Raw genomic sequence first — 19815 nt, 5'->3', positions numbered from 1 at the left:
CACATTAATCAACCCGCTCATACTTAGGGATTAATCACTTGTAGCGAAAAGATTTTTTCTGTGACCCACCCCACACCTCAGCCGCTTGAGAGCGCCTTTCCGTTAATATATTAATGATGCACCGTGCATGCGCTTGCTTTCGCAGACACGGATAGCGAAGCCTTGAGGCTTGAAGTAAGGGAAAGGATTTCATCCCGCGGTTTACTTTCACCGGCAGCAGCGCTGTGGCCGGCCCCGGCAGGCTTCCTCATTTCCCTGATGTGAGGATTGACCATGTTAACCATCTATCGCACCACCCTGCTCGCCCTGTTTCTGACCGTTATTTTTCCCCTGAAGGCCGCAGCCACCGTTACCGGCTATCTGAGTGCGGAACAGCGGCAAATCGCCCCGTTGTTGCCACCGCCCCCCTCAATGGATACGCCGCTGAACCGGGCGGATCTGCAGGCGGTGTTGGCCCTACAGGCTAGCCGCACCACGGAACAAATCGCCAAAGCCAAGCGGGATGATCATCTGGCGGACGCCGCATTTCCCTTCGCCCGCGATATCTTCGGCCCGACGTTCACCGCCGATCGTCATCCGATCACCGCGGCCCTGTTCCGCCGGGTCTATCAAGATTTTGAACAAAGCCTGATGCCCGCCAAAGCCTTCTATGGTCGCCCGCGCCCTTATGAGGCCGACAACCGCGTGAAGCCGCTGTTGCCGCCGCCAGAAGGCGACTCTTACCCCAGCGGACACGCGATGGACAGCTACCTGACGGCGATCCTGCTGGCGCAGATGGTGCCGGAAAAACGCAGCGCGCTGTTTGAACAGGCGGCGAGTAATGCGCAAAGCAGGGTGATTGCCGGCGTTCACTACCCGAGCGATTTGGAAGGCGGCAAATTGGCGGCGACGGCGCTCGCCGCTCGGCTGATGGCGAACCCGCAGCTGCAGGCCGACTTGCAACGCGCACGATCGGAAGTTCGCACCAGCCTGCAGTTATAGCGTCGGTGAATAACACAGGGCGGCGTCCAGCGCGCTGCCCTGCCCGCCGTGACGTTGCAAGTAGCCACCGACTGCCTGCATACCGTTCCAACGGTTTTCGCACCATAATGGTGCCAATAACGTCGGCCTGCGTGCGCTGGCAGAGATACGGTGATACACCACGTCTTTCGGCGTATGGCGGATCATCTCACCCGCACTGGTGGCATACTCATCAAGCGCTAACTCGGGCAGCCTGCCAGCCCGCCAGGCCCGCGCCAGCGTGCTCCCCGTAACAATATGCAGCGGATGCAGTTTGATGCCATCCACACCGCAGTCCACCACCTGTTCCAGCGAAGCCAAGTGGTCGGCGGCGCTTTCCCCAGGCAACCCGACGATCAGGTGACTGCACACCTTCAGCCCGCGCTCGCGTGCCAACCGGGCCGTATGTTGATAACAGGAGAAATCATGGCCTCGATTGATGCGTTTTAGCGTTTTATCGTGCGCCGTCTGCAACCCAAGCTCCAACCAGACTTCGTAGCCCTGCTCGAGGTAACTCGCCAGCAAATCCAGTGCGGCGGGTGGCACACAGTCCGGGCGCGTGCCGACGCAGATACCCACCATATCCGCCTGTGCCAGCGCCTGTTGGTACATCTGCGCCAACAGGCTCACTTCTGCATAAGTACTGGTATAAGCCTGAAAATAGGCGAGGTAGCGCTTTGCGCGATTCACTCTGACGGCCTGATGTGCCAGCTGTTCAGCTATGCTCTGTTGTTGCATCTGCTCATCGGCAAAAGAGGCAACATGACAAAAGGTGCAGCCACCGCGCCCCAGCGTGCCGTCGCGGTTAGGGCAACTAAAACCGCCGTGTAGCGTGAGTTTATGGATCTTTTCACCGTGTCGGCGCTGAAGATCAGCGCCAAACATATTGACTAATTGCGGCAACTGCATAATCTTGATTGTCTCTGTGCTCAAAGCCCGTGATGCTAATAAGAAACGGCTTTTCCCGCGATGACAGAGATCAACGCTTTCCTCGCAAGGCTTCACCAGGCATAACTATTCATTATAAATGCAAATAAAATCATCTTGGCTGAGATGAATTTTTCTTATTTGCACGCAACCGTTAACGCCAGTGTGACAAAGCGATGAAAAATAGTTTCAAACAACAAAAAATAATAAATTACTAGAATAAAACTCTGACATTCCCGCCCGCACTAGCATGGTGCAGAGATTCAGGCGTTGCACTATAGTGAGACAGCTCACATTTCTCTGGGACCTTGCGCGCCGTCACACAACCTCAAAAATTGAAATAAATCATTATATATCAAATCATTAATTACCATTAATTCAATAAAAAACCCCCTTAGGCCTATATTTGACCTGCGTATTCTTTCTCGCTAAGTTGGAAGTCCGCTGGAAGCTTTCTGGACGGGCAAACGTCTCGTCATATTTATGCAGTAATTTAAGACTCCCTCTTAAAACAAGTCATGTACCACTTGTGAGAACCGTCACGAGAGGCCATTAACGGAGGGCGGAAAAGCAGATCGGCGATATCAAGCTTGCTGATTGGACTTCTGCCAACGTTGGGAAGCCCGCTCGTGAGTCGGTTGTGAGAGTCACGCAGAGCCTGGGGAGGTTCACTGATATGTTGTACGATAAATCCCAAGAGCGGGACAACTGTGGTTTCGGCCTGATCGCCCACATAGAAGGCGAACCTAGCCATAAGGTCGTGCGTACCGCGATTCACGCATTGGCCCGTATGCAGCACCGTGGCGCAATCCTTGCTGACGGCAAGACTGGCGACGGTTGCGGCCTGTTATTGCAAAAGCCCGACCGCTTTTTCCGCATGGTGGCGGAAGAGCGCGGCTGGCGTTTAGCTAAGAACTACGCCGTTGGCATGATGTTCCTCAGCCAGAATGAAGAGGAAGCCCGTGCCAGCCGCCGCATTGTCGAAGAAGAACTGCAAAATGAAACGCTGTCCGTTGTCGGCTGGCGTGAAGTGCCGACCAACCCGGACGTGCTGGGCGAGATTGCCCTCTCTTCTCTGCCGCGTATTGAGCAAATCTTTGTTAACGCCCCGGCCGGTTGGCGCCCGCGTGATATGGAACGTCGCCTGTTTATCGCGCGCCGCCGTATAGAGAAACGCGTTAAGGACGACAGTTTCTATGTGTGCAGCTTCTCGAATCTGGTTACGATCTATAAAGGTCTGTGCATGCCTGCGGATCTGCCACGCTTCTATCTTGATCTGGCGGATCTGCGTTTGGAATCGGCTATTTGCCTGTTCCACCAGCGTTTTTCCACCAACACCGTGCCGCGCTGGCCGCTGGCACAGCCGTTCCGCTACCTGGCGCACAACGGCGAGATCAACACCATCACCGGCAACCGCCAGTGGGCTCGCGCACGTACTTATAAATTCCAGACGCCGCTGATTCCGGACCTGCAAACGGCAGCGCCGTTCGTTAACGAAACCGGCTCCGATTCCAGCTCGCTGGATAACATGTTGGAGCTGCTGCTGGCAGGCGGTATGGATTTGATCCGCGCCATGCGTCTGCTGGTACCGCCTGCCTGGCAGAATAACCCGGACATGGATACCGATCTGCGTGCCTTCTTCGACTTCAACTCGATGCACATGGAACCGTGGGACGGCCCTGCCGGTATCGTGATGTCCGATGGTCGCTACGCTGCCTGTAACCTGGACCGTAACGGTCTGCGTCCGGCGCGCTACGTCATCACCAAAGACAAACTGATTACCTGCGCTTCGGAAGTCGGCATTTGGGATTACCAGCCAGATGAAGTGGTAGAGAAAGGCCGTGTTGGCCCAGGCGAACTGATGGTGATCGACACCCGCAGCGGTAAGATCCTGCATTCCGCCGAGACCGATGACGATCTGAAAAGCCGCCATCCGTATAAAGAATGGATGGAAAAGAACGTTAAGCGCCTGGTGCCGTTTGAAGACTTGCCGGCCGATCAGGTTGGCAGCCGTGAACTGGACGACTCGCAGCTTGAAACTTACCAGAAGCAGTTTGGCTACAGCAGCGAAGAGCTGGATCAGGTGATCCGCGTGCTGGGCGAGATTGGTCAGGAAGCTACCGGCTCAATGGGTGACGATACCCCGTTCGCCGTGCTCTCCAGCCGTCCGCGTATTATTTACGACTATTTCCGCCAGCAGTTCGCCCAGGTGACCAACCCGCCTATCGATCCACTGCGCGAAGCGCATGTGATGTCGCTGGCGACCAGCATCGGCCGGGAAATGAACGTGTTCTGCGAGGCCGAAGGCCAGGCGCACCGTTTAAGTTTTAAATCGCCGATCCTGCTGTACTCCGATTTCAAACAGCTCACCACGCTGGAAGGCGAATACTATCGCGCCGACACGCTTGATCTGACCTTCGATCCGGCCGAGCAGGATTTGGAGCAGACCATCCGCGCCCTGTGCGACGAAGCGGAACGTAAAGTCCGTGACGGCGCCGTGCTGCTGGTGCTGTCCGACCGCGCTATTTCCACCAGCCGTTTGCCGGTGCCTGCGCCTATGGCCGTCGGTGCAATCCAGACCCGTTTGGTCGAGAAGAGCCTGCGCTGTGACGCCAACATTATCGTTGAAACCGCCAGCGCCCGCGATCCACACCATTTCGCCGTGCTGTTGGGTTTCGGCGCGACGGCCGTCTACCCGTATCTGGCCTACGAAACTTTGGCCAAGCTGGTAGATACCCAAGCGATCGACAAGAAATACCGTGATGTGATGCTGAACTACCGCAACGGCATCAACAAAGGCTTGTACAAGATCATGTCCAAAATGGGCATCTCGACTATCGCGTCTTATCGCTGCGCCAAACTGTTCGAGGCTGTCGGCCTGCATCGCGATCTGTCCGATTTGTGCTTCCAGGGCGTGGTCAGCCGCATCGGTGGCGCCAGCTTCAGCGACATCCAACAGGATCTGCAAAACCTGTCCAAACGCGCATGGCTGAAACGCAAACCGCTAGAACAAGGCGGCCTGCTGAAGTTCGTTCACGACGGCGAGTACCATGCGTACAACCCAGACGTAGTGAGCACGTTGCAAACCGCGGTTCACAGTGGCAAATACAGCGACTATCAGACATATGCCAAGCTGGTGAACGAACGCCCGGTCGCTATGCTGCGCGATCTGTTGGCCATTACGCCGAAAGGCACGCCAATTCCGGTTGATCAGGTTGAGCCCGCCGAATCGTTGTTCAAACGCTTCGATACCGCAGCCATGTCCATCGGTGCTCTAAGCCCGGAAGCGCATGAATCACTGGCGATCGCGATGAACAGCCTCGGCGGTTTCTCCAACTCCGGTGAAGGCGGCGAAGACCCGGCACGTTACGGCACCAATAAGGTGTCACGCATCAAACAGGTAGCGTCAGGCCGCTTCGGTGTGACTCCGGCCTATCTGGTGAATGCCGATGTGATCCAAATTAAAGTCGCGCAAGGGGCCAAGCCGGGTGAAGGCGGCCAGTTGCCGGGGGATAAAGTAACCCCTTATATCGCCAAGTTGCGTTATTCAGTGCCGGGCGTGACCTTGATTTCGCCACCACCGCACCACGACATCTATTCGATCGAGGATTTGGCACAGCTGATCTTCGATCTGAAACAGGTCAACCCGAAGGCCATGATCTCGGTGAAACTGGTTTCTGAGCCGGGCGTGGGTACCATCGCGACCGGTGTGGCAAAAGCCTATGCCGATCTGATCACCATTGCCGGTTACGACGGCGGCACCGGTGCCAGCCCGTTATCCTCAGTGAAATACGCCGGCTGCCCGTGGGAACTGGGTCTGGTGGAAACCCAGCAGGCTCTGGTGGCTAACGGCCTGCGCCATAAAATCCGCCTGCAGGTGGACGGCGGCCTGAAAACCGGCGTGGACATCGTTAAAGCGGCGATCCTGGGTGCGGAAAGCTTCGGCTTCGGCACTGGCCCAATGGTGGCGCTGGGTTGTAAGTACCTGCGTATCTGTCACCTGAACAACTGCGCTACAGGAGTGGCGACTCAGGATGAAAAACTGCGCCGCGATCACTACCACGGCCTGCCGGAGCGTGTGACCAATTACTTCCAGTTTATCGCACGTGAAACCCGCGAGATCATGGCGCAATTGGGGGTCAGCCAACTGGTGGATCTGATTGGTCGTACCGATTTCCTGACCGAGCTGGATGGCATCTCTGCCAAGCAAAACAAACTGGATCTGTCACCGTTGCTGAAAACCGCCACGCCACATCCGGGCAAAGCGCTATATTGCACCGAAAGCAGCAACCCGCCGTTCGACCAAGGGTTGATGAACAAAGATCTGCTGGCGCAGGCGGAACCGCATATTGAAGCAAAAAGCAGCAAAGCCTTCTACTTCGATATCCGCAACACCGATCGTTCCGTGGGCGCAACCCTGTCCGGGGCCATCGCCACCGTGCATGGTGACCAGGGCATGGCAGCCGATCCGATCAAGGCGTACTTCTCCGGTACCGCGGGCCAGAGCTTTGGCGTATGGAATGCTGGCGGCGTCGAACTGACACTGACCGGCGACGCCAACGACTATGTCGGCAAAGGCATGGCCGGCGGTCGTATCGCCGTACGTCCGCCGATCGGTTCTGCGTTCCGCAGCCACGAAGCCAGCATCATCGGCAATACCTGCCTGTACGGTGCTACCGGCGGCAAGCTGTTTGCAGCAGGCCGGGCGGGTGAACGCTTCGCCGTACGTAACTCTGGCGCCATCACCGTGGTAGAAGGCATCGGTGACAACGGTTGTGAATACATGACCGGCGGCATCGTCTGCGTCCTGGGCAAAACCGGCATCAACTTTGGTGCAGGTATGACCGGCGGCTTCGCCTACGTCATGGATGAAGACGGCGAATTCCGTAAGCGTGTGAACCCAGAGCTGGTGGAAGTGTTGGATGTCGACCAGTTGGCAATTCATGAAGAGCACTTGCGCGGGCTGATTACCGAGCACGTGCAGGCGACCGGTTCATCGCGTGCGGAAGAGATTCTGGCTAACTGGCCGGAATGGGCGCCGAAGTTCGCTCTGGTCAAGCCGAAGTCCAGTGATGTCAAAGCATTGTTGGGTCACCGTAGTCGTTCCGCAGCAGAGCTGCGGGTTCAGGCGCAGTAAGAGGTCATTAATGAGTCAGAATGTTTATCAATTTATCGACCTGCAGCGCGTTGATCCGCCCAAGAAGCCGCTCAAGATCCGTAAAATTGAGTTTGTAGAGATTTACGAGCCGTTTTCGGAAACTCAGGCGAAGGCGCAGGCGGACCGTTGTCTGTCCTGTGGTAACCCTTATTGCGAATGGAAATGCCCGGTTCACAACTACATTCCGAACTGGCTGAAACTGGCAAACGAAGGCCGCATCATGGAAGCTGCAGATCTGGCACACCAGACCAACAGCCTGCCGGAAGTATGCGGTCGTGTCTGCCCCCAGGATCGTCTGTGTGAGGGCTCCTGCACCCTGAACGATGAGTTCGGTGCGGTGACTATCGGTAACATCGAGCGCTATATCAGTGATAAAGCGATCGAAATGGGCTGGAAGCCGGACATGTCCCATGTGCTGCCAACCGGCAAGCGCGTGGCGATCATCGGTGCCGGCCCTGCCGGTCTGGCCTGTGCCGACGTCCTGACCCGCAACGGCGTGAAAGCGGTGGTTTACGATCGTCATCCCGAGATCGGCGGCCTGCTGACCTTCGGTATTCCCGCCTTCAAGCTGGAAAAAGAAGTGATGGTGAAACGTCGCGGCATTTTCAGCGAGATGGGCATTGAGTTCCAACTCAATACTGAAGTGGGCAAAGACATCGCCATGGAGACGCTGCTCAGTGAGTTTGATGCCGTATTCCTCGGTGTCGGGACTTATCAGTCGATGCGTGGCGGCCTGGAAAACGAAGACGCGCCGGGTGTCTATGACGCACTGCCGTTCTTGATCGCCAACACCAAACAGCTGATGGGTTACCAAGCCGAACAACACGAGCCGTATGTCAGCATGGAAGGCAAACGTGTGGTGGTGCTTGGCGGCGGCGATACCGCGATGGACTGTGTTCGCACCTCTATCCGTCAGGGTGCAACCGACGTTATCTGTGCTTACCGCCGTGATGAAGCCAATATGCCGGGCTCCAAACGTGAAGTGAAAAACGCCCGTGAAGAAGGGGTTGATTTCAAATTCAACCTGCAACCATTGAGCATCGAACTGAATAGCGCAGGCCGCGTAGCCGGCGTGAAAATGGTTCGTACTCAGTTGGGTGCACCGGATGCCAATGGCCGCCAGGTTGCAGAGCAAGTACCGGGATCTGAGCACATCATCGATGCCGATGCGGTGGTCATGGCCTTTGGTTTCCGTCCGCACCAAATGAACTGGCTGGCAGCTCACGACGTTGAGCTCGACAAACAGGGGCGTATTGTCGCACCGGAAAGCACCGAGAATGCCTTCCAGACCAGCAACCCGAAAATCTTCGCCGGTGGTGATGCGGTACGCGGTTCGGACTTGGTCGTTACCGCGATTGCCGAAGGCCGTAAGGCTGCTGATGGCATCATGAACTACCTGGAAGTTTAATCCTCTCCCGCTTTACCGCTAAGGGCCCGCAGTTCAGACTGCCGGGCCCTTTGTTTTCTCACTTCGCTCCCCACACGCTTTGTAACAACCTTACCCGCAGCCCAGCGCCTGGCGCGCTATAGTATTCTATTAATATCACTCAGGGCGCAGTTGCGCCTGGTATCTTGATAAGGATAGCTAACCATGAAATTGCCCGTTCCCCTATTAGCCAGCGCTTTGCTGGTTGTCAGCTTCAACTCGCTGGCAATGTCATTAGATTCACAGGAGGTGGGTTACAACATTGAGGCGCGCGGCGCGGCATCGGTAGTCGCTCAGTTGGCGAAAGCAGGCCAGCTGGCGGCGGTAGAAAACAGCATTAAACTGGGTGATGACAGTTGGATCGCATTAGCGCCCAAGCTGGCCAACGGCGGTAACGCCGCCTTTACCGCAGGCGTCAAATCCGCGCTGTCTTCTGCATTGGTCTACAACCCTGCGGCGGTATTGCATGCCCTCGACAAAGGCAATAATTTACCGATCAACGATATCTGCACCGCCCCCCCAGAAGTGCAAGGTGACACCGCCATCACCTCGTTTAAGCAGCGCGCGACTCACGCACTCACTACCGTGCGTATCGGCGATCTCAGCGCACCGCGTGACGCCTGCATTGCGTCACTGAAAAGCTGAAAACGCCCTATTTAGAGACAAAAAAAAGGTCGCCGAGGCGACCTTTAGTGTTCACTGCTACGGGATTATTTCACCACGCGCAATGCTGGGCGGCCACCACGTGGCGGCGGTGGCTCATCATCCGGATCGTGATCTTCACTCAGATCCGGGCGGTCGCCATCGATCACCGACATCAGGCTTTCCGATGGAATCGTCTCATTGTCCATGCCTTCAAACGTGCCTTCCGCTTCATAAGCGGCTTCAGGTTCGAACATGGTGCCTGCGCCGTTTTCACGCGCATAGATTGCCAGCACGGCAGCCATGGGTACCGAGACCTGACGTGGCACACCACCGAAACGCGCATTAAAGTGCACTTCTTCGTTGCCTAACTCCAGATTACCTACTGCACGCGGTGCGATATTCAGAACGATCTGACCATCACGCGCGAACTCCATAGGCACCAAAACGTCAGGACGCGTCACATCTACCACCAGGTGCGGTGTGAGCTGATTATCCAGCAACCACTCATAGAACGCCCGCAACAAGTACGGACGGCGTGGAGTCATCTGAGACATATCCATAATGCTTAGCCCCGAGTCTGCAGGCGCATTTCGCGCTCCGCTTCGGTCAGAGAGGCCAGGAAGGCGTCACGCTCGAATACACGGGTCATGTAACCTTTCAGCTCTTTGGAACCCGCGCCGATCAGATCGATGCCCAGCTGCGGCAAACGCCATAACAGTGGTGCCAGGTAGCAATCCACCAGGCTGAACTCTTCGCTCATGAAATACGGGGTCTGGCCAAAGATAGGGGCAATCGCCAGTAATTCTTCGCGCAGCTGGCGGCGAGCTGATTCAGCTTCCTGACCGTTGCTCTGCTCGATTTTATACATCAGCGAATACCAGTTTTTCTCGATACGCAGCATCATCAGGCGGCTCTCACCACGGGCAACCGGATAAACCGGCATCAATGGTGGATGCGGGAAACGCTCATCAAGGTATTCCATGATGATACGGGATTCATACAAGGTCAGCTCGCGATCGACCAGCGTAGGCACCGTCTGGTACGGGTTGAGGTCAATCAGGTCCTGCGGCAGGTTATCCAACTCAACCTGCTCAATCTCAACGCTGACACCTTTCTCCGCCAGTACGATACGTACTTGATGGCTAAAAATGTCGGTCGGGCCAGAGAACAGCGTCATTACCGAACGTTTGTTGGCAGCGACAGCCATGAAAACCTCCAAGTTATCTAGAAAATACTGCGAATAGCCAACTTCCCTTCATTTTTCATACCACAACAGCGCGGATTTACCTGTCTCACCCCAATGACTTAGCGCACTAAGTTCCAGGGACGAGTCCGGTTACCGCCTTGCTGCACCACGAAATATATCGGGTATACCAGGCTGCTATCCTGAATGATCTTGACCGCAGGCCAGCAACGCGCAGCTAAACCCGAGGTCTAAAAACCGGCCTTGGAAGTAAACTGATAACTGCTGCATGGCGAACAGGCGCAAAAGTGGGTGATAGTTTACCAGATTTTGCTTGTTTTGTGGGGGCTGTACGGCTAATTCGTATTGAATTGTCTGATATACCAAAGATTTTAGTAACGACAACTTGATTTTCAGGCATAAAAAAACCCGGTGAAGCACCGGGTTTTTTGCGTAAATTCCACTGCCAAGGCAGTAAAAAATTAACGCTTGGAGAACTGCGGACGACGACGTGCTTTACGCAGGCCGACTTTCTTACGTTCAACCTGACGGGCGTCACGAGTAACGAAGCCAGCTTTACGCAATTCTGCACGCAGAGTCTCGTCGTACTCCATCAGTGCACGGGTGATACCGTGACGGATAGCGCCAGCTTGACCAGAGATACCACCACCTTTAACGGTGATGTACAGGTCAAATTTACCAACCATGTCGGTCAGTTCCAGCGGTTGACGAACTACCATGCGGGCAGTTTCGCGACCGAAGTACTGTTCCAGGCTGCGCTGGTTAATTACGATGTTACCACTGCCCGGCTTGATAAAAACGCGAGCGGCGGAGCTTTTGCGGCGACCAGTGCCGTAGTATTGATTTTCAGCCATTGCCTATAATCCCGATTAGATGTCAAGAACTTGCGGTTGCTGTGCCGCATGAGTGTGCTCGTTGCCCGCGTAAACTTTCAGTTTACGGAACATCGCACGACCCAACGGACCCTTTGGCAGCATGCCTTTAACCGCGATTTCAATCACGCGCTCAGGACTGCGGGCAATCATCTCTTCAAAGGTCGCTTGCTTGATACCACCGATGTGGCCAGTGTGGCGGTAATACACCTTGTCTGTACGCTTGTTGCCGGTTACAGCAACTTTTTCTGCGTTCAGAACGATGATGTAGTCACCGGTATCAACGTGCGGGGTGTATTCCGCTTTATGCTTGCCGCGCAGACGACGAGCCAGTTCAGTAGCGAGACGGCCTAAAGTTTTACCATCTGCATCAACAACGTACCAGTCGCGTTGAACGCTCTCTGGTTTAGCTGTAAAAGTTTTCATTAGAAAGCTTACCCAATAATTAGTTACACGTTGGTGAACACCCAAACGCTCGAAAACAGTTGAGGCTCACACGACCATACAAGTCCAGCAAACCTACCCCTTCGAATAGCCATTGCCGGCACTATAAAGTTTTTGGGAAAAAAAACTTTGTTGTAACGTGGGGTCGCAAGATTATAGAGAAGTCGCTCACAAAGATCGAACGCTTTTTGAATGGAAATACAATTTATCGCTAGCAGAGGAAAAGCGGGGACTCCCATGACTGAATCCCCGCGAACCTTATGGCAGATGCGGCAGTTTCAAATACTCCTCACTCTGCATCTCTTGCAGGCGCGACAAGCAACGCTGGTATTCAAACTTCAGCCGCTCGCCCTGGTAGATTTCAAACATCGAGGTTTCGGCCGAAATAACCAGCTTAACGTGCCGTTCGTAAAATTCGTCCACCAATGCCAGAAAACGACGCGCGGTATTTTCCTTCAGCGGCCCCATCACCCGCACATTATACAGGATGACGCTGTGATACAGGCGCGATAATGCAATGTAGTCTAACTGGCTGCGCGCATCCTCACACAGGGTGTGGAAATCCACCGCCAGCACGCCATCTACCGCACGGATCGCTTGCAACGGCCGGTGATTGATCTGCAAGACCGGTGCAAACTCACCGTCTTTGCCCGCTAACTTCACAAACATCCGGTCCATGGTCTGCCGAGTCTGCTCATCAAGCGGCGTCAGGTAAAGATGCGCCTGTGTCAACGTGCGCAGGCGGTAGTCAATACCCGCATCGACGTTCATAACATCACAATATTCATTAATCAGATCTATCGCCGGCAGGAAGCGTGCACGCTGCAAGCCATTGCGATACAGATCGTTCGGCGGAATATTGGAGGTGGCCACCAGCGTGATACCACGGGCAAACAACGCCTGCAACAGCGTTGCCAGCAGCATGGCATCCGTGATGTCGGAGACAAAGAATTCGTCGAAACACAGCACATCGGTCTGCGCCTTGAAACCATCGGCAATGATTTCAAGCGGATTTTCCTGCCCTTGCAGCTCCGTCAGCTCTTCGTGCACGCGCAGCATAAAGCGATGGAAATGCAACCGCAGCTTGCGATCCCCCGGCAGGCTGTGGAAAAACATATCCATCAACCAGGTTTTGCCGCGCCCAACACCGCCCCACATATATAAACCCTGCGCCGGACGCCGCTTTGCCACTTCGTTACTCTTGCCCAGCAAACGACTGAGCTTGCCTCGCAACCCACCGGTTGGCGCACTGACAGTGGGTGTCTGCTGCAGTGCCTGATAGATGTGATCCAGTTGAGTCACGGCCTGACGTTGAACCGTATCGGCCTGGTATTCCCCCGCGTCCAGCGCCTGCTGGTAGCGAGATAGCGGTGATTGTGCCTGCATCTGTTCGATGTTCCCTAAGAACGCTATCCCCTTCATCTTCAAGCTGCCGCAGCGTTACCTTCTTTCTTATCTCAACAGCTTAGAAAGCTAAACGTTGGAAATCCGCACGGTTGCTGCCTTGTCGTAGCTTGAAACCTATTGGGCATAATAAATTATTTAGCCAATTTTGGCGGCAAGTTGATGCTGCTTCGCACCATTATCGCCACAAATACCTACTCCGGGCAATGCTGAAAAACCCTGTAAACATTAGGTAAAAGCTCATCAGGATTCCACTCGGACAAGGTTAACGGTTATAGTGGATATTATTAAGTGAAAAATCCCTGCGGAACAACGAAGTCAAAATAGGAGTCATCATGACCTGGGAGTATGCGCTGATTGGTTTGGTGGTCGGTATCGCCATTGGTGCGGTAGCGATGCGTTTTGGTAACCGTAAATTACGCCAACAACAAGTTTTGCAGAACGAGTTGGACAAAAGCAAAACCGAGCTGGAAGAATATCGTCAGGAGCTGGTCGGCCATTTTGCCCGCAGCGCTGAGCTGCTGGACAATATGGCACGTGACTATCGTCAGCTGTACCAACATATGGCGAAAAGCTCTAACAACCTGCTGCCAGACCTGCCGATGCAGGAAAACCCGTTCCGCTATCGCCTGACCGAAGCCGAAGCGGACAACGATCAGGCGCCGGTAGAAATGCCGCGTGACTACTCTGAAGGCGCATCTGGCCTGTTGCGTGGCGAACGTCCACGTCGCGACTAAACGCTTTTCTTGACCCGTGGGCCAACCCCACGGGTTTTTACCCTTCTCCTACTGCTTATCCCACTCTGAACTATCCTTAACGCTGGCGACAGAGTGAACTTTTCACGCAAATTCACGGTCTTACCCTTCACTATGGTATTGCTGCGGCTTTATCATCACTATTTCACCGGCAGGTATTGAGAGAGTTATTATCAATGAAGAAAAAGTCGTTAATTCTTAGTGCATTGGCAATGAGCATTGGCCTCACACTGACCTCCGTACCGGCAGCCACCGCGGCGATGCCCGTCGCCGTTCAGGGGCAGCCGCTGCCAAGCCTGGCGCCGATGCTGGAAAAAGTTTTGCCTGCAGTAGTCAGCGTGCATGTTGAAGGGACTCAGGTGCAGCGCCAACAAGTACCGGAGGAGTTTAAACGCTTCTTCGGCCCAGGCGGTCCTGGACAGCAACAAAGCTCACGTCCATTTGAAGGGCTAGGGTCTGGCGTCATTATCGATGCCGCCAAGGGCTATGTGCTGACCAACAACCACGTGATCAACAACGCCGACAAAATCAGCGTGCAGTTGAATGATGGCCGTGAAGTGGACGCCAAGCTGGTTGGTCGTGACGAACAGTCCGATATCGCCTTACTGCAACTGAGCGACGTGAAAAACCTGACTGCGATTAAAATAGCGGACTCAGATCAACTGCGGGTCGGCGATTTCGCTGTGGCCGTCGGTAACCCATTCGGCCTCGGCCAAACCGCCACTTCCGGTATTATTTCTGCGTTGGGTCGTAGCGGCCTGAACCTGGAAGGGCTGGAGAACTTCATCCAGACCGATGCCTCCATCAACCGTGGTAACTCAGGCGGCGCATTGGTTAACCTCAATGGCGAGCTGATCGGTATCAATACCGCCATTTTGGCACCCAGCGGCGGTAACGTCGGCATCGGCTTCGCCATTCCGAGCAACATGGCGCAAAACCTCAGCCAGCAGTTGATCGAGTTTGGTGAAGTGAAACGCGGCTTGCTGGGCATTAAAGGCAGTGAAATGACGGCCGATATGGCCAAAGCATTTAATACCGATGCCCAACGCGGTGCCTTCGTCAGTGAAGTGCTCCCGAAATCAGCCGCCGCCAAAGCGGGGATCAAAGCCGGCGACATTCTGGTTTCTGTTGACGGCAAACCGGTCAGCAGCTTCGCCGAGCTGCGTGCCAAAGTAGGGACTACCGCACCGGGTAAAACCATCAAGGTTGGATTGCTGCGTGACGGCAAGCCGCAGGAAGTTTCCGTTACGCTGGATAACAGCGAAAGTGCTTCCACCAATGCCGAAACGCTGTCACCGGCCTTGCAGGGTGTTTCACTCAGCAACAGTGCCCTTCCTGGCGGCGATAAGGGCGTGAAGATCGACCGGGTAGATAAAGGCTCTGCGGCCGCGCAGATTGGTCTACAAAAAGACGATGTGATCATTGGCGTCAACCGCCAGCGCATTGAGAACATCACGGCGCTGCGTAAGGTCCTCGAAGCCAAACCGCCGGTGATGGCGCTGAACATCGTACGTGGCGGTGAAACCCTTTATTTGCTGCTGCGTTAATCAGTAATTTGTTTAAAAACCGGGCTCAGTGACATACTGCGCCCGGTATTCTCATGTTATCCTCCGTGTATCTTTCATCTCACGTACTAAAACTCCATGTTTGCTAAGCTCTTGCGCTCCGTCGTTATTGGTCTAATCGTTGCCGGTTTGTTGCTGGTTGCTCTGCCTGCGCTACGTTCTTCCAATACTCTGTTCGCAGAAAAACATGACAATACCCGTGATGAAACGCCGGTTAGCTACAACAAGGCGGTACGCCGTGCCGCGCCTGCCGTAGTGAATATCTATAACCGTAATATGAGTGGCGCCGCCAACGTGCTGTCGCTAGGTTCTGGCGTGATCATGAACGATCGCGGTTATATCCTGACGAATCGCCACGTGATTAAAGATGCACAGCAAATTACGGTAGTACTCCAGGATGGCCGCCGCTATGAAGCCCTGCTGGTCGGCTCTGACAGTCTGACCGATCTGGCGGTACTGAAAATAGACCCAGGCAATCTCCCGGTAATCCCATTTAATAACGCCCGCACGGCACACGTCGGTGACGTCGTCTTGGCGATCGGCAACCCTTATAATCTCGGTCAGACCGTTACCCAGGGGATCCTTAGCGCCACCGGGCGTATCAGTATGAGCACAACCGGCCGCCAGACCTTTTTGCAGACGGATGCTTCGATTAACCGTGGCAACTCAGGGGGGGCACTAGTCAACTCACTGGGTGAACTCATCGGTATAAACACGCTGACCTACGACAAAATCACCGACGGTGAAACCCCGGAAGGTTTAGGGTTCGCTATTCCTATCGAACTGGCGACCAAAATCATGGATAAACTGATCCGCGACGGTCGCGTCATCCGTGGCTATTTTGGTATTCAGGGTAAAGAGATTATTCCCCTGCGTTCGTCCAATTCTGGCATTGATCGCCTGCAGGGCATTATCGTGACAGAAATTACGCCGAACGGCCCCGCAGGCAATGCGGGTTTCCATATCAACGACGTCATTATCAATGTGGATAACAAGCCAGCAATCTCGGTGCTGGAAACCATGGACCAAGTGGCAGAAATCCGCCCAGGGACTGAGATTCCGGTAGTCGTGCTGCGAGAAGGAAAACGTATCACGCTGAAGATGACGGTCGGTGAGTTCCCGGAAGACAGCAATTAAAAAGGGCCCGGCAATGCCGAGCCCCCATACTGCATTTCCGCCGGAGGCAACGCCCCGGCGTTTAACGAATTACTCGCCTTTCACACGCTCGATATTGGCACCCAGCGCACGCAGCTTGTCTTCAATACGCTCATAACCACGGTCAATGTGATAGATACGATCGACAACGGTCACGCCGTCGGCGATGCAACCGGCCAACACCAGGCTAGCAGAAGCACGCAGATCGGTTGCCATCACTTGAGCGCCTGACAGTTGCTCAACGCCATGACAAATCACCGTGTTGCTCTCGATTTCTGCGTGTGCACCCATACGGATCAATTCAGGCACGTGCATGAAACGGTTTTCAAAGATGGTTTCGGTGATCACACCGGTTCCTTCCGCGACCAGGTTCAGCAAGCTGAACTGGGCCTGCATGTCGGTCGGAAAGCCCGGATGCGGCGCGGTACGCACGGTGACCGCTTTCGGACGTTTGCCATGCATGTCCAGGCTGATCCAGTCTTCACCCACTTCAATATCTGCACCGGCTTCACGCAGTTTGGCTAACACGGCATCCAATGTATCTGGACGGGTGTCGCGGCACAGCACTTTACCGCCAGAAACTGCCGCGGCAATCAGGAAGGTACCGGTCTCAATACGGTCAGGCAGAACGCGATAAACACCGCCACCCAGGCGCTCAACACCTTCGATGGTGATGCGGTCACTGCCCGCGCCGGTAATTTTCGCACCCAGCGTGTTGAGGAAGTTGGCAGTATCAACAATTTCCGGCTCACGTGCGGCGTTTTCAATCACGGTGGTGCCCGTCGCCAGAGTGGCTGCACTCATGATGGTCACGGTAGCGCCGACGCTCACCTTGTCCATCACGATGTGTGCGCCCTTCAGACGGCCATCGACGGAAGCTTTAACATAGCCTTCTTCCAGTTTGATCTCTGCACCTAGCTGTTCCAGGCCGGTGATATGCAGGTCAACCGGACGTGCACCGATCGCACAACCACCCGGCAGTGAAACCTGACCACGACCAAAACGAGCAACCAATGGCCCCAGCGCCCAAATGGAAGCGCGCATGGTTTTCACCAAATCGTACGGCGCACAAAATTCGTCCACGCCGCTGGCGTCAACAAACACGGAACCGTTGCGCTCAATCTTGGTGCCTAACTGGCTGAGTAGCTTAATGGTGGTATCGATGTCCTTCAGCTTCGGGACATTCTGCAGCTCGACCGGTTCTTCCGCTAACAGTGCGGCGAACAAGATCGGCAGGGCGGCGTTTTTAGCCCCGGAAATAGCAACTTCACCGCTGAGGCGGGTCCGGCCCTGCACACGAAATTTATCCATTTGACTACTCTCTATTATCTAAACTGACGCTGCCCGCCCTGCTGGGCAAACAGCCTTAAAATCCGTTGAGTTTGCGGTCTCGCTGCCACTCTTCAGGGGTGTATGCCTTGATCGACAAAGCATGAATACGGTTGTCCGCAATGTATTCCATCAGAGGCGCATAGACCGCCTGCTGTTTCTTAACGCGGCTCATAGCAGCAAATAACTCGCCGACCACGATCACCTGAAAATGGCTGCCGTCGCCGGTAACATGTGCTTCATCCAGTGCCAATGCTCGCATCAACACGTCTTTTATCTCGTTATTTTCCATAGTATCCAGTTCTGCATCAAAAGGATCATAATCAGCCTGACATCTTAGTGGAATACGACGTTTTCTTAAACTAAAGAAAAAGCCCCTGCATGACAGGGGCTTTTTGAAAGATAACCGTCTTTAGACAGCCTAAAATAGGGCTAACCAGCGGTATCGACAGGCATTATTGCTTGCAGGTTGTACAGCGCGATCAGCGTTTTCAAACGATCGCTGGCACCAGAAATTTTTAATTCCACACCACGCTGACGCTGCTGTTCGCGCAGATGCACCAGCAGTGCCAACCCGGAAGAGTCCACGCGCTGCAGTTGCGTAACGTCGAGGACGGTTTTATCCGCCATCAACGTTTCCCGCTGTTCCCACAGCGGCAACAGCGTTTCCCGATCCAGTTCACCGCGCAGGATCAGGGTCTGTTGTTGCGATTCAAAGCTGAGTGCTGCGGACATCAGTTTTTCTGATCCAGCGTGATTGGACGCTGCGCCGCTGCCTGCAGCTGTTTCGTCAGGCCATCAATACCTTGGGTACGCAACGTAGATGCCCACTCGTTCTGTTTAGTGGTGATCATGCTGACGCCTTCGGCAATCATGTCATACGCCTGCCAATAACCGGTTTTGCTGTTTTTACGCCACTGGAAATCCAGACGCACCGGCGGACGACCACCTTGATCAATGATGGTTACGCGGATGGCCACGATATCGGCAGTGCCGAGCGGCTGTTCAGGTTCAATCTGATATGTCTGGCCGTGGTACATTGCCAGCGCCTGGCCGTAAGCTTGTTCCAGATAAGCCTGGAATGCGGTGAAGTAGGCTTCACGCTGTGCCGGTGTCGCTTCTTTGTAATAACGTCCCAACACCAGTGCCCCAGCGTATTTGACCTGTACAAACGGCATCAACTCCTGGTGCACGACGCTACGCAGGTAGTTAGGGTCTTGCTTGATTTTTGGCTGCTCTGTTTTCAGACGGTTGAAGGTCTTTTGAGCCGCATCTTGCATCAGGCTGTAAGGATTGGTTTGATCGACCGCATTCGCCAGCGGCGCAACCACCAGCAGCGCAACCATAAGTAAACGTTTAAACATGCAGGCTTCCTCTCTTAATGAATGTGGGCAGCAGATTGCGGCGCAGCACCGGCAGCCGGTGCAGAAGCCGCGTCTCCCGCTTTATCTGCGTTATCCTGACCGCCGCTCTTATACAAGAACTGGCCGATCAAATCTTCCAGAACCATGGCTGATTTGGTGTCCTGAATAGTGCCGCCGTCTTTCAAAATGGCAGTCCCCATATCCGGATCTTCAAAACCGACGTTCAGCGCCAGATATTGTTCTCCCAGCAGGCCGGAAGTACGGATCGCCAATGAACTGGTATCCGGGATCTGGTCAAATTTATCCTGGATATCCAGGGCGACACGCGGTGTATATGTTTTTGGATCAAGGGAGATATCAGCCACACGCCCGATAACCACACCACCGATTTTCACCGGCGAACGTGCTTTCAAACCGCCGATGTTATCGAAGGTCGCGTAAATACGGTATGTCGGCTCGTTACCGATCGACTTAATGTTCGCCACTTGCAGGCACAAGAATACGATGGCGCACAGCGCAATCAGCATAAATGCCCCAACCCAGATTTCACTCTTCTTCGTTTGCATCG

18 protein-coding genes are annotated in these 19815 nt (G+C 54.6%); 7 read left to right on the top strand and 11 right to left on the bottom strand.

The window, feature by feature from the left end:
• The first annotated feature begins 273 nt into the window (after positions 1–273).
• Positions 274–981 carry an acid phosphatase gene (locus AC2FC2_RS08380; RefSeq protein WP_490659067.1) on the top strand — a complete coding sequence of 236 codons (708 nt, stop codon included), beginning with the start codon at positions 274–276 and terminating at the stop codon, positions 979–981.
• On the opposite strand, the gene mnmL is transcribed toward AC2FC2_RS08380, so the two are convergent.
• Complete coding sequence (gene mnmL, locus AC2FC2_RS08375; RefSeq protein ID WP_490659101.1) at positions 976–1908, bottom strand: tRNA modification radical SAM protein MnmL/YtqA; 933 nt, start codon at positions 1906–1908, stop codon at positions 976–978. The two genes, AC2FC2_RS08380 and mnmL, sit on opposite strands and share 6 nt — an antisense overlap.
• Before the next feature lie 694 nt (positions 1909–2602).
• Between mnmL and gltB the strand changes: the two genes are divergently transcribed.
• The 3 genes from gltB (at position 2603) to AC2FC2_RS08360 (ending at position 9155) form a co-directional block, all read left to right on the top strand.
• A complete protein-coding gene (gltB, locus tag AC2FC2_RS08370; RefSeq protein WP_490659066.1) occupies positions 2603–7063 on the top strand; it encodes a glutamate synthase large subunit in 4461 nt (1486 codons plus the stop codon).
• A 10-nt stretch (positions 7064–7073) separates the two neighbouring features.
• A complete protein-coding gene (locus AC2FC2_RS08365; RefSeq protein WP_265555903.1) occupies positions 7074–8492 on the top strand; it encodes a glutamate synthase small subunit in 1419 nt (472 codons plus the stop codon).
• A 183-nt stretch (positions 8493–8675) separates the two neighbouring features.
• Positions 8676–9155: a hypothetical protein gene (locus tag AC2FC2_RS08360; RefSeq protein WP_209637168.1), complete on the top strand. Its 480-nt coding sequence runs from the start codon at positions 8676–8678 to the stop codon at positions 9153–9155.
• Positions 9156–9220: 65 nt separating this feature from the next.
• Here the strand turns inward: AC2FC2_RS08360 and sspB are convergent, their stop codons facing one another.
• From sspB to zapE, 5 genes are all read right to left on the bottom strand, one after another.
• Positions 9221–9715 carry a ClpXP protease specificity-enhancing factor gene (gene sspB / locus AC2FC2_RS08355; protein ID WP_209637166.1) on the bottom strand — a complete coding sequence of 165 codons (495 nt, stop codon included), beginning with the start codon at positions 9713–9715 and terminating at the stop codon, positions 9221–9223.
• A 5-nt stretch (positions 9716–9720) separates the two neighbouring features.
• Positions 9721–10362, bottom strand: coding sequence for a stringent starvation protein SspA (gene sspA / locus AC2FC2_RS08350; protein ID WP_037416363.1), 642 nt, complete (start codon positions 10360–10362; stop codon positions 9721–9723).
• 458 nt (positions 10363–10820) lie between these two features.
• Positions 10821–11213: a 30S ribosomal protein S9 gene (gene rpsI, locus AC2FC2_RS08345; protein ID WP_020831838.1), complete on the bottom strand. Its 393-nt coding sequence runs from the start codon at positions 11211–11213 to the stop codon at positions 10821–10823.
• Between the two features lie 15 nt (positions 11214–11228).
• Positions 11229–11657, bottom strand: coding sequence for a 50S ribosomal protein L13 (gene rplM / locus AC2FC2_RS08340; protein WP_209637165.1), 429 nt, complete (start codon positions 11655–11657; stop codon positions 11229–11231).
• Positions 11658–11933: 276 nt separating this feature from the next.
• Complete coding sequence (gene zapE / locus AC2FC2_RS08335; protein ID WP_490659100.1) at positions 11934–13061, bottom strand: cell division protein ZapE; 1128 nt, start codon at positions 13059–13061, stop codon at positions 11934–11936.
• Positions 13062–13414: 353 nt separating this feature from the next.
• On the opposite strand from zapE, the gene zapG reads away from it, so the two are divergent.
• The 3 genes from zapG to degS all read left to right on the top strand — a co-directional run bounded on the left by zapG (position 13415) and on the right by degS (position 16536).
• The gene (gene zapG / locus AC2FC2_RS08330; RefSeq protein WP_006317094.1) at positions 13415–13816 is read left to right on the top strand and encodes a Z-ring associated protein ZapG; all 402 of its coding nucleotides are present in this window, start codon (positions 13415–13417) and stop codon (positions 13814–13816) included.
• Between the two features lie 194 nt (positions 13817–14010).
• On the top strand, positions 14011–15381 hold the full coding sequence (degQ, locus tag AC2FC2_RS08325) for a serine endoprotease DegQ (RefSeq protein WP_209637164.1): 1371 nt from the start codon (positions 14011–14013) through the stop codon (positions 15379–15381).
• A 96-nt stretch (positions 15382–15477) separates the two neighbouring features.
• A complete protein-coding gene (gene degS, locus AC2FC2_RS08320) occupies positions 15478–16536 on the top strand; it encodes an outer membrane-stress sensor serine endopeptidase DegS (protein ID WP_061807832.1) in 1059 nt (352 codons plus the stop codon).
• A 69-nt stretch (positions 16537–16605) separates the two neighbouring features.
• Here degS and murA read toward each other — a convergent pair whose 3' ends face one another.
• The 5 genes from murA to mlaD form a co-directional block, all read right to left on the bottom strand.
• Positions 16606–17865, bottom strand: a complete 1260-nt coding sequence (gene murA, locus AC2FC2_RS08315) for a UDP-N-acetylglucosamine 1-carboxyvinyltransferase (RefSeq protein WP_209637162.1) — start codon at positions 17863–17865, stop codon at positions 16606–16608.
• 55 nt (positions 17866–17920) lie between these two features.
• Complete coding sequence (gene ibaG / locus AC2FC2_RS08310) at positions 17921–18175, bottom strand: BolA family iron metabolism protein IbaG (RefSeq protein WP_017894138.1); 255 nt, start codon at positions 18173–18175, stop codon at positions 17921–17923.
• Between the two features lie 140 nt (positions 18176–18315).
• Entirely contained in the window at positions 18316–18618 is a 303-nt protein-coding gene (gene mlaB, locus AC2FC2_RS08305; RefSeq protein WP_490307890.1) for a lipid asymmetry maintenance protein MlaB, read from the bottom strand.
• Positions 18618–19247 carry a phospholipid-binding protein MlaC gene (gene mlaC, locus AC2FC2_RS08300; RefSeq protein ID WP_209637159.1) on the bottom strand — a complete coding sequence of 210 codons (630 nt, stop codon included), beginning with the start codon at positions 19245–19247 and terminating at the stop codon, positions 18618–18620. Before mlaC ends, mlaB begins: the two co-directional genes overlap by 1 nt.
• Before the next feature lie 14 nt (positions 19248–19261).
• Positions 19262–19813, bottom strand: a complete 552-nt coding sequence (mlaD, locus tag AC2FC2_RS08295) for an outer membrane lipid asymmetry maintenance protein MlaD (RefSeq protein ID WP_209637157.1) — start codon at positions 19811–19813, stop codon at positions 19262–19264.
• Between the last annotated feature and the right edge of the window lie 2 nt (positions 19814–19815).

The organism is Serratia sp. CoH_122_TC_1, assembly GCF_058191755.1.
The sequence above is the reverse complement of the archived record's forward strand: the minus strand, read 5'-3'. Positions and strand labels throughout refer to the sequence as shown.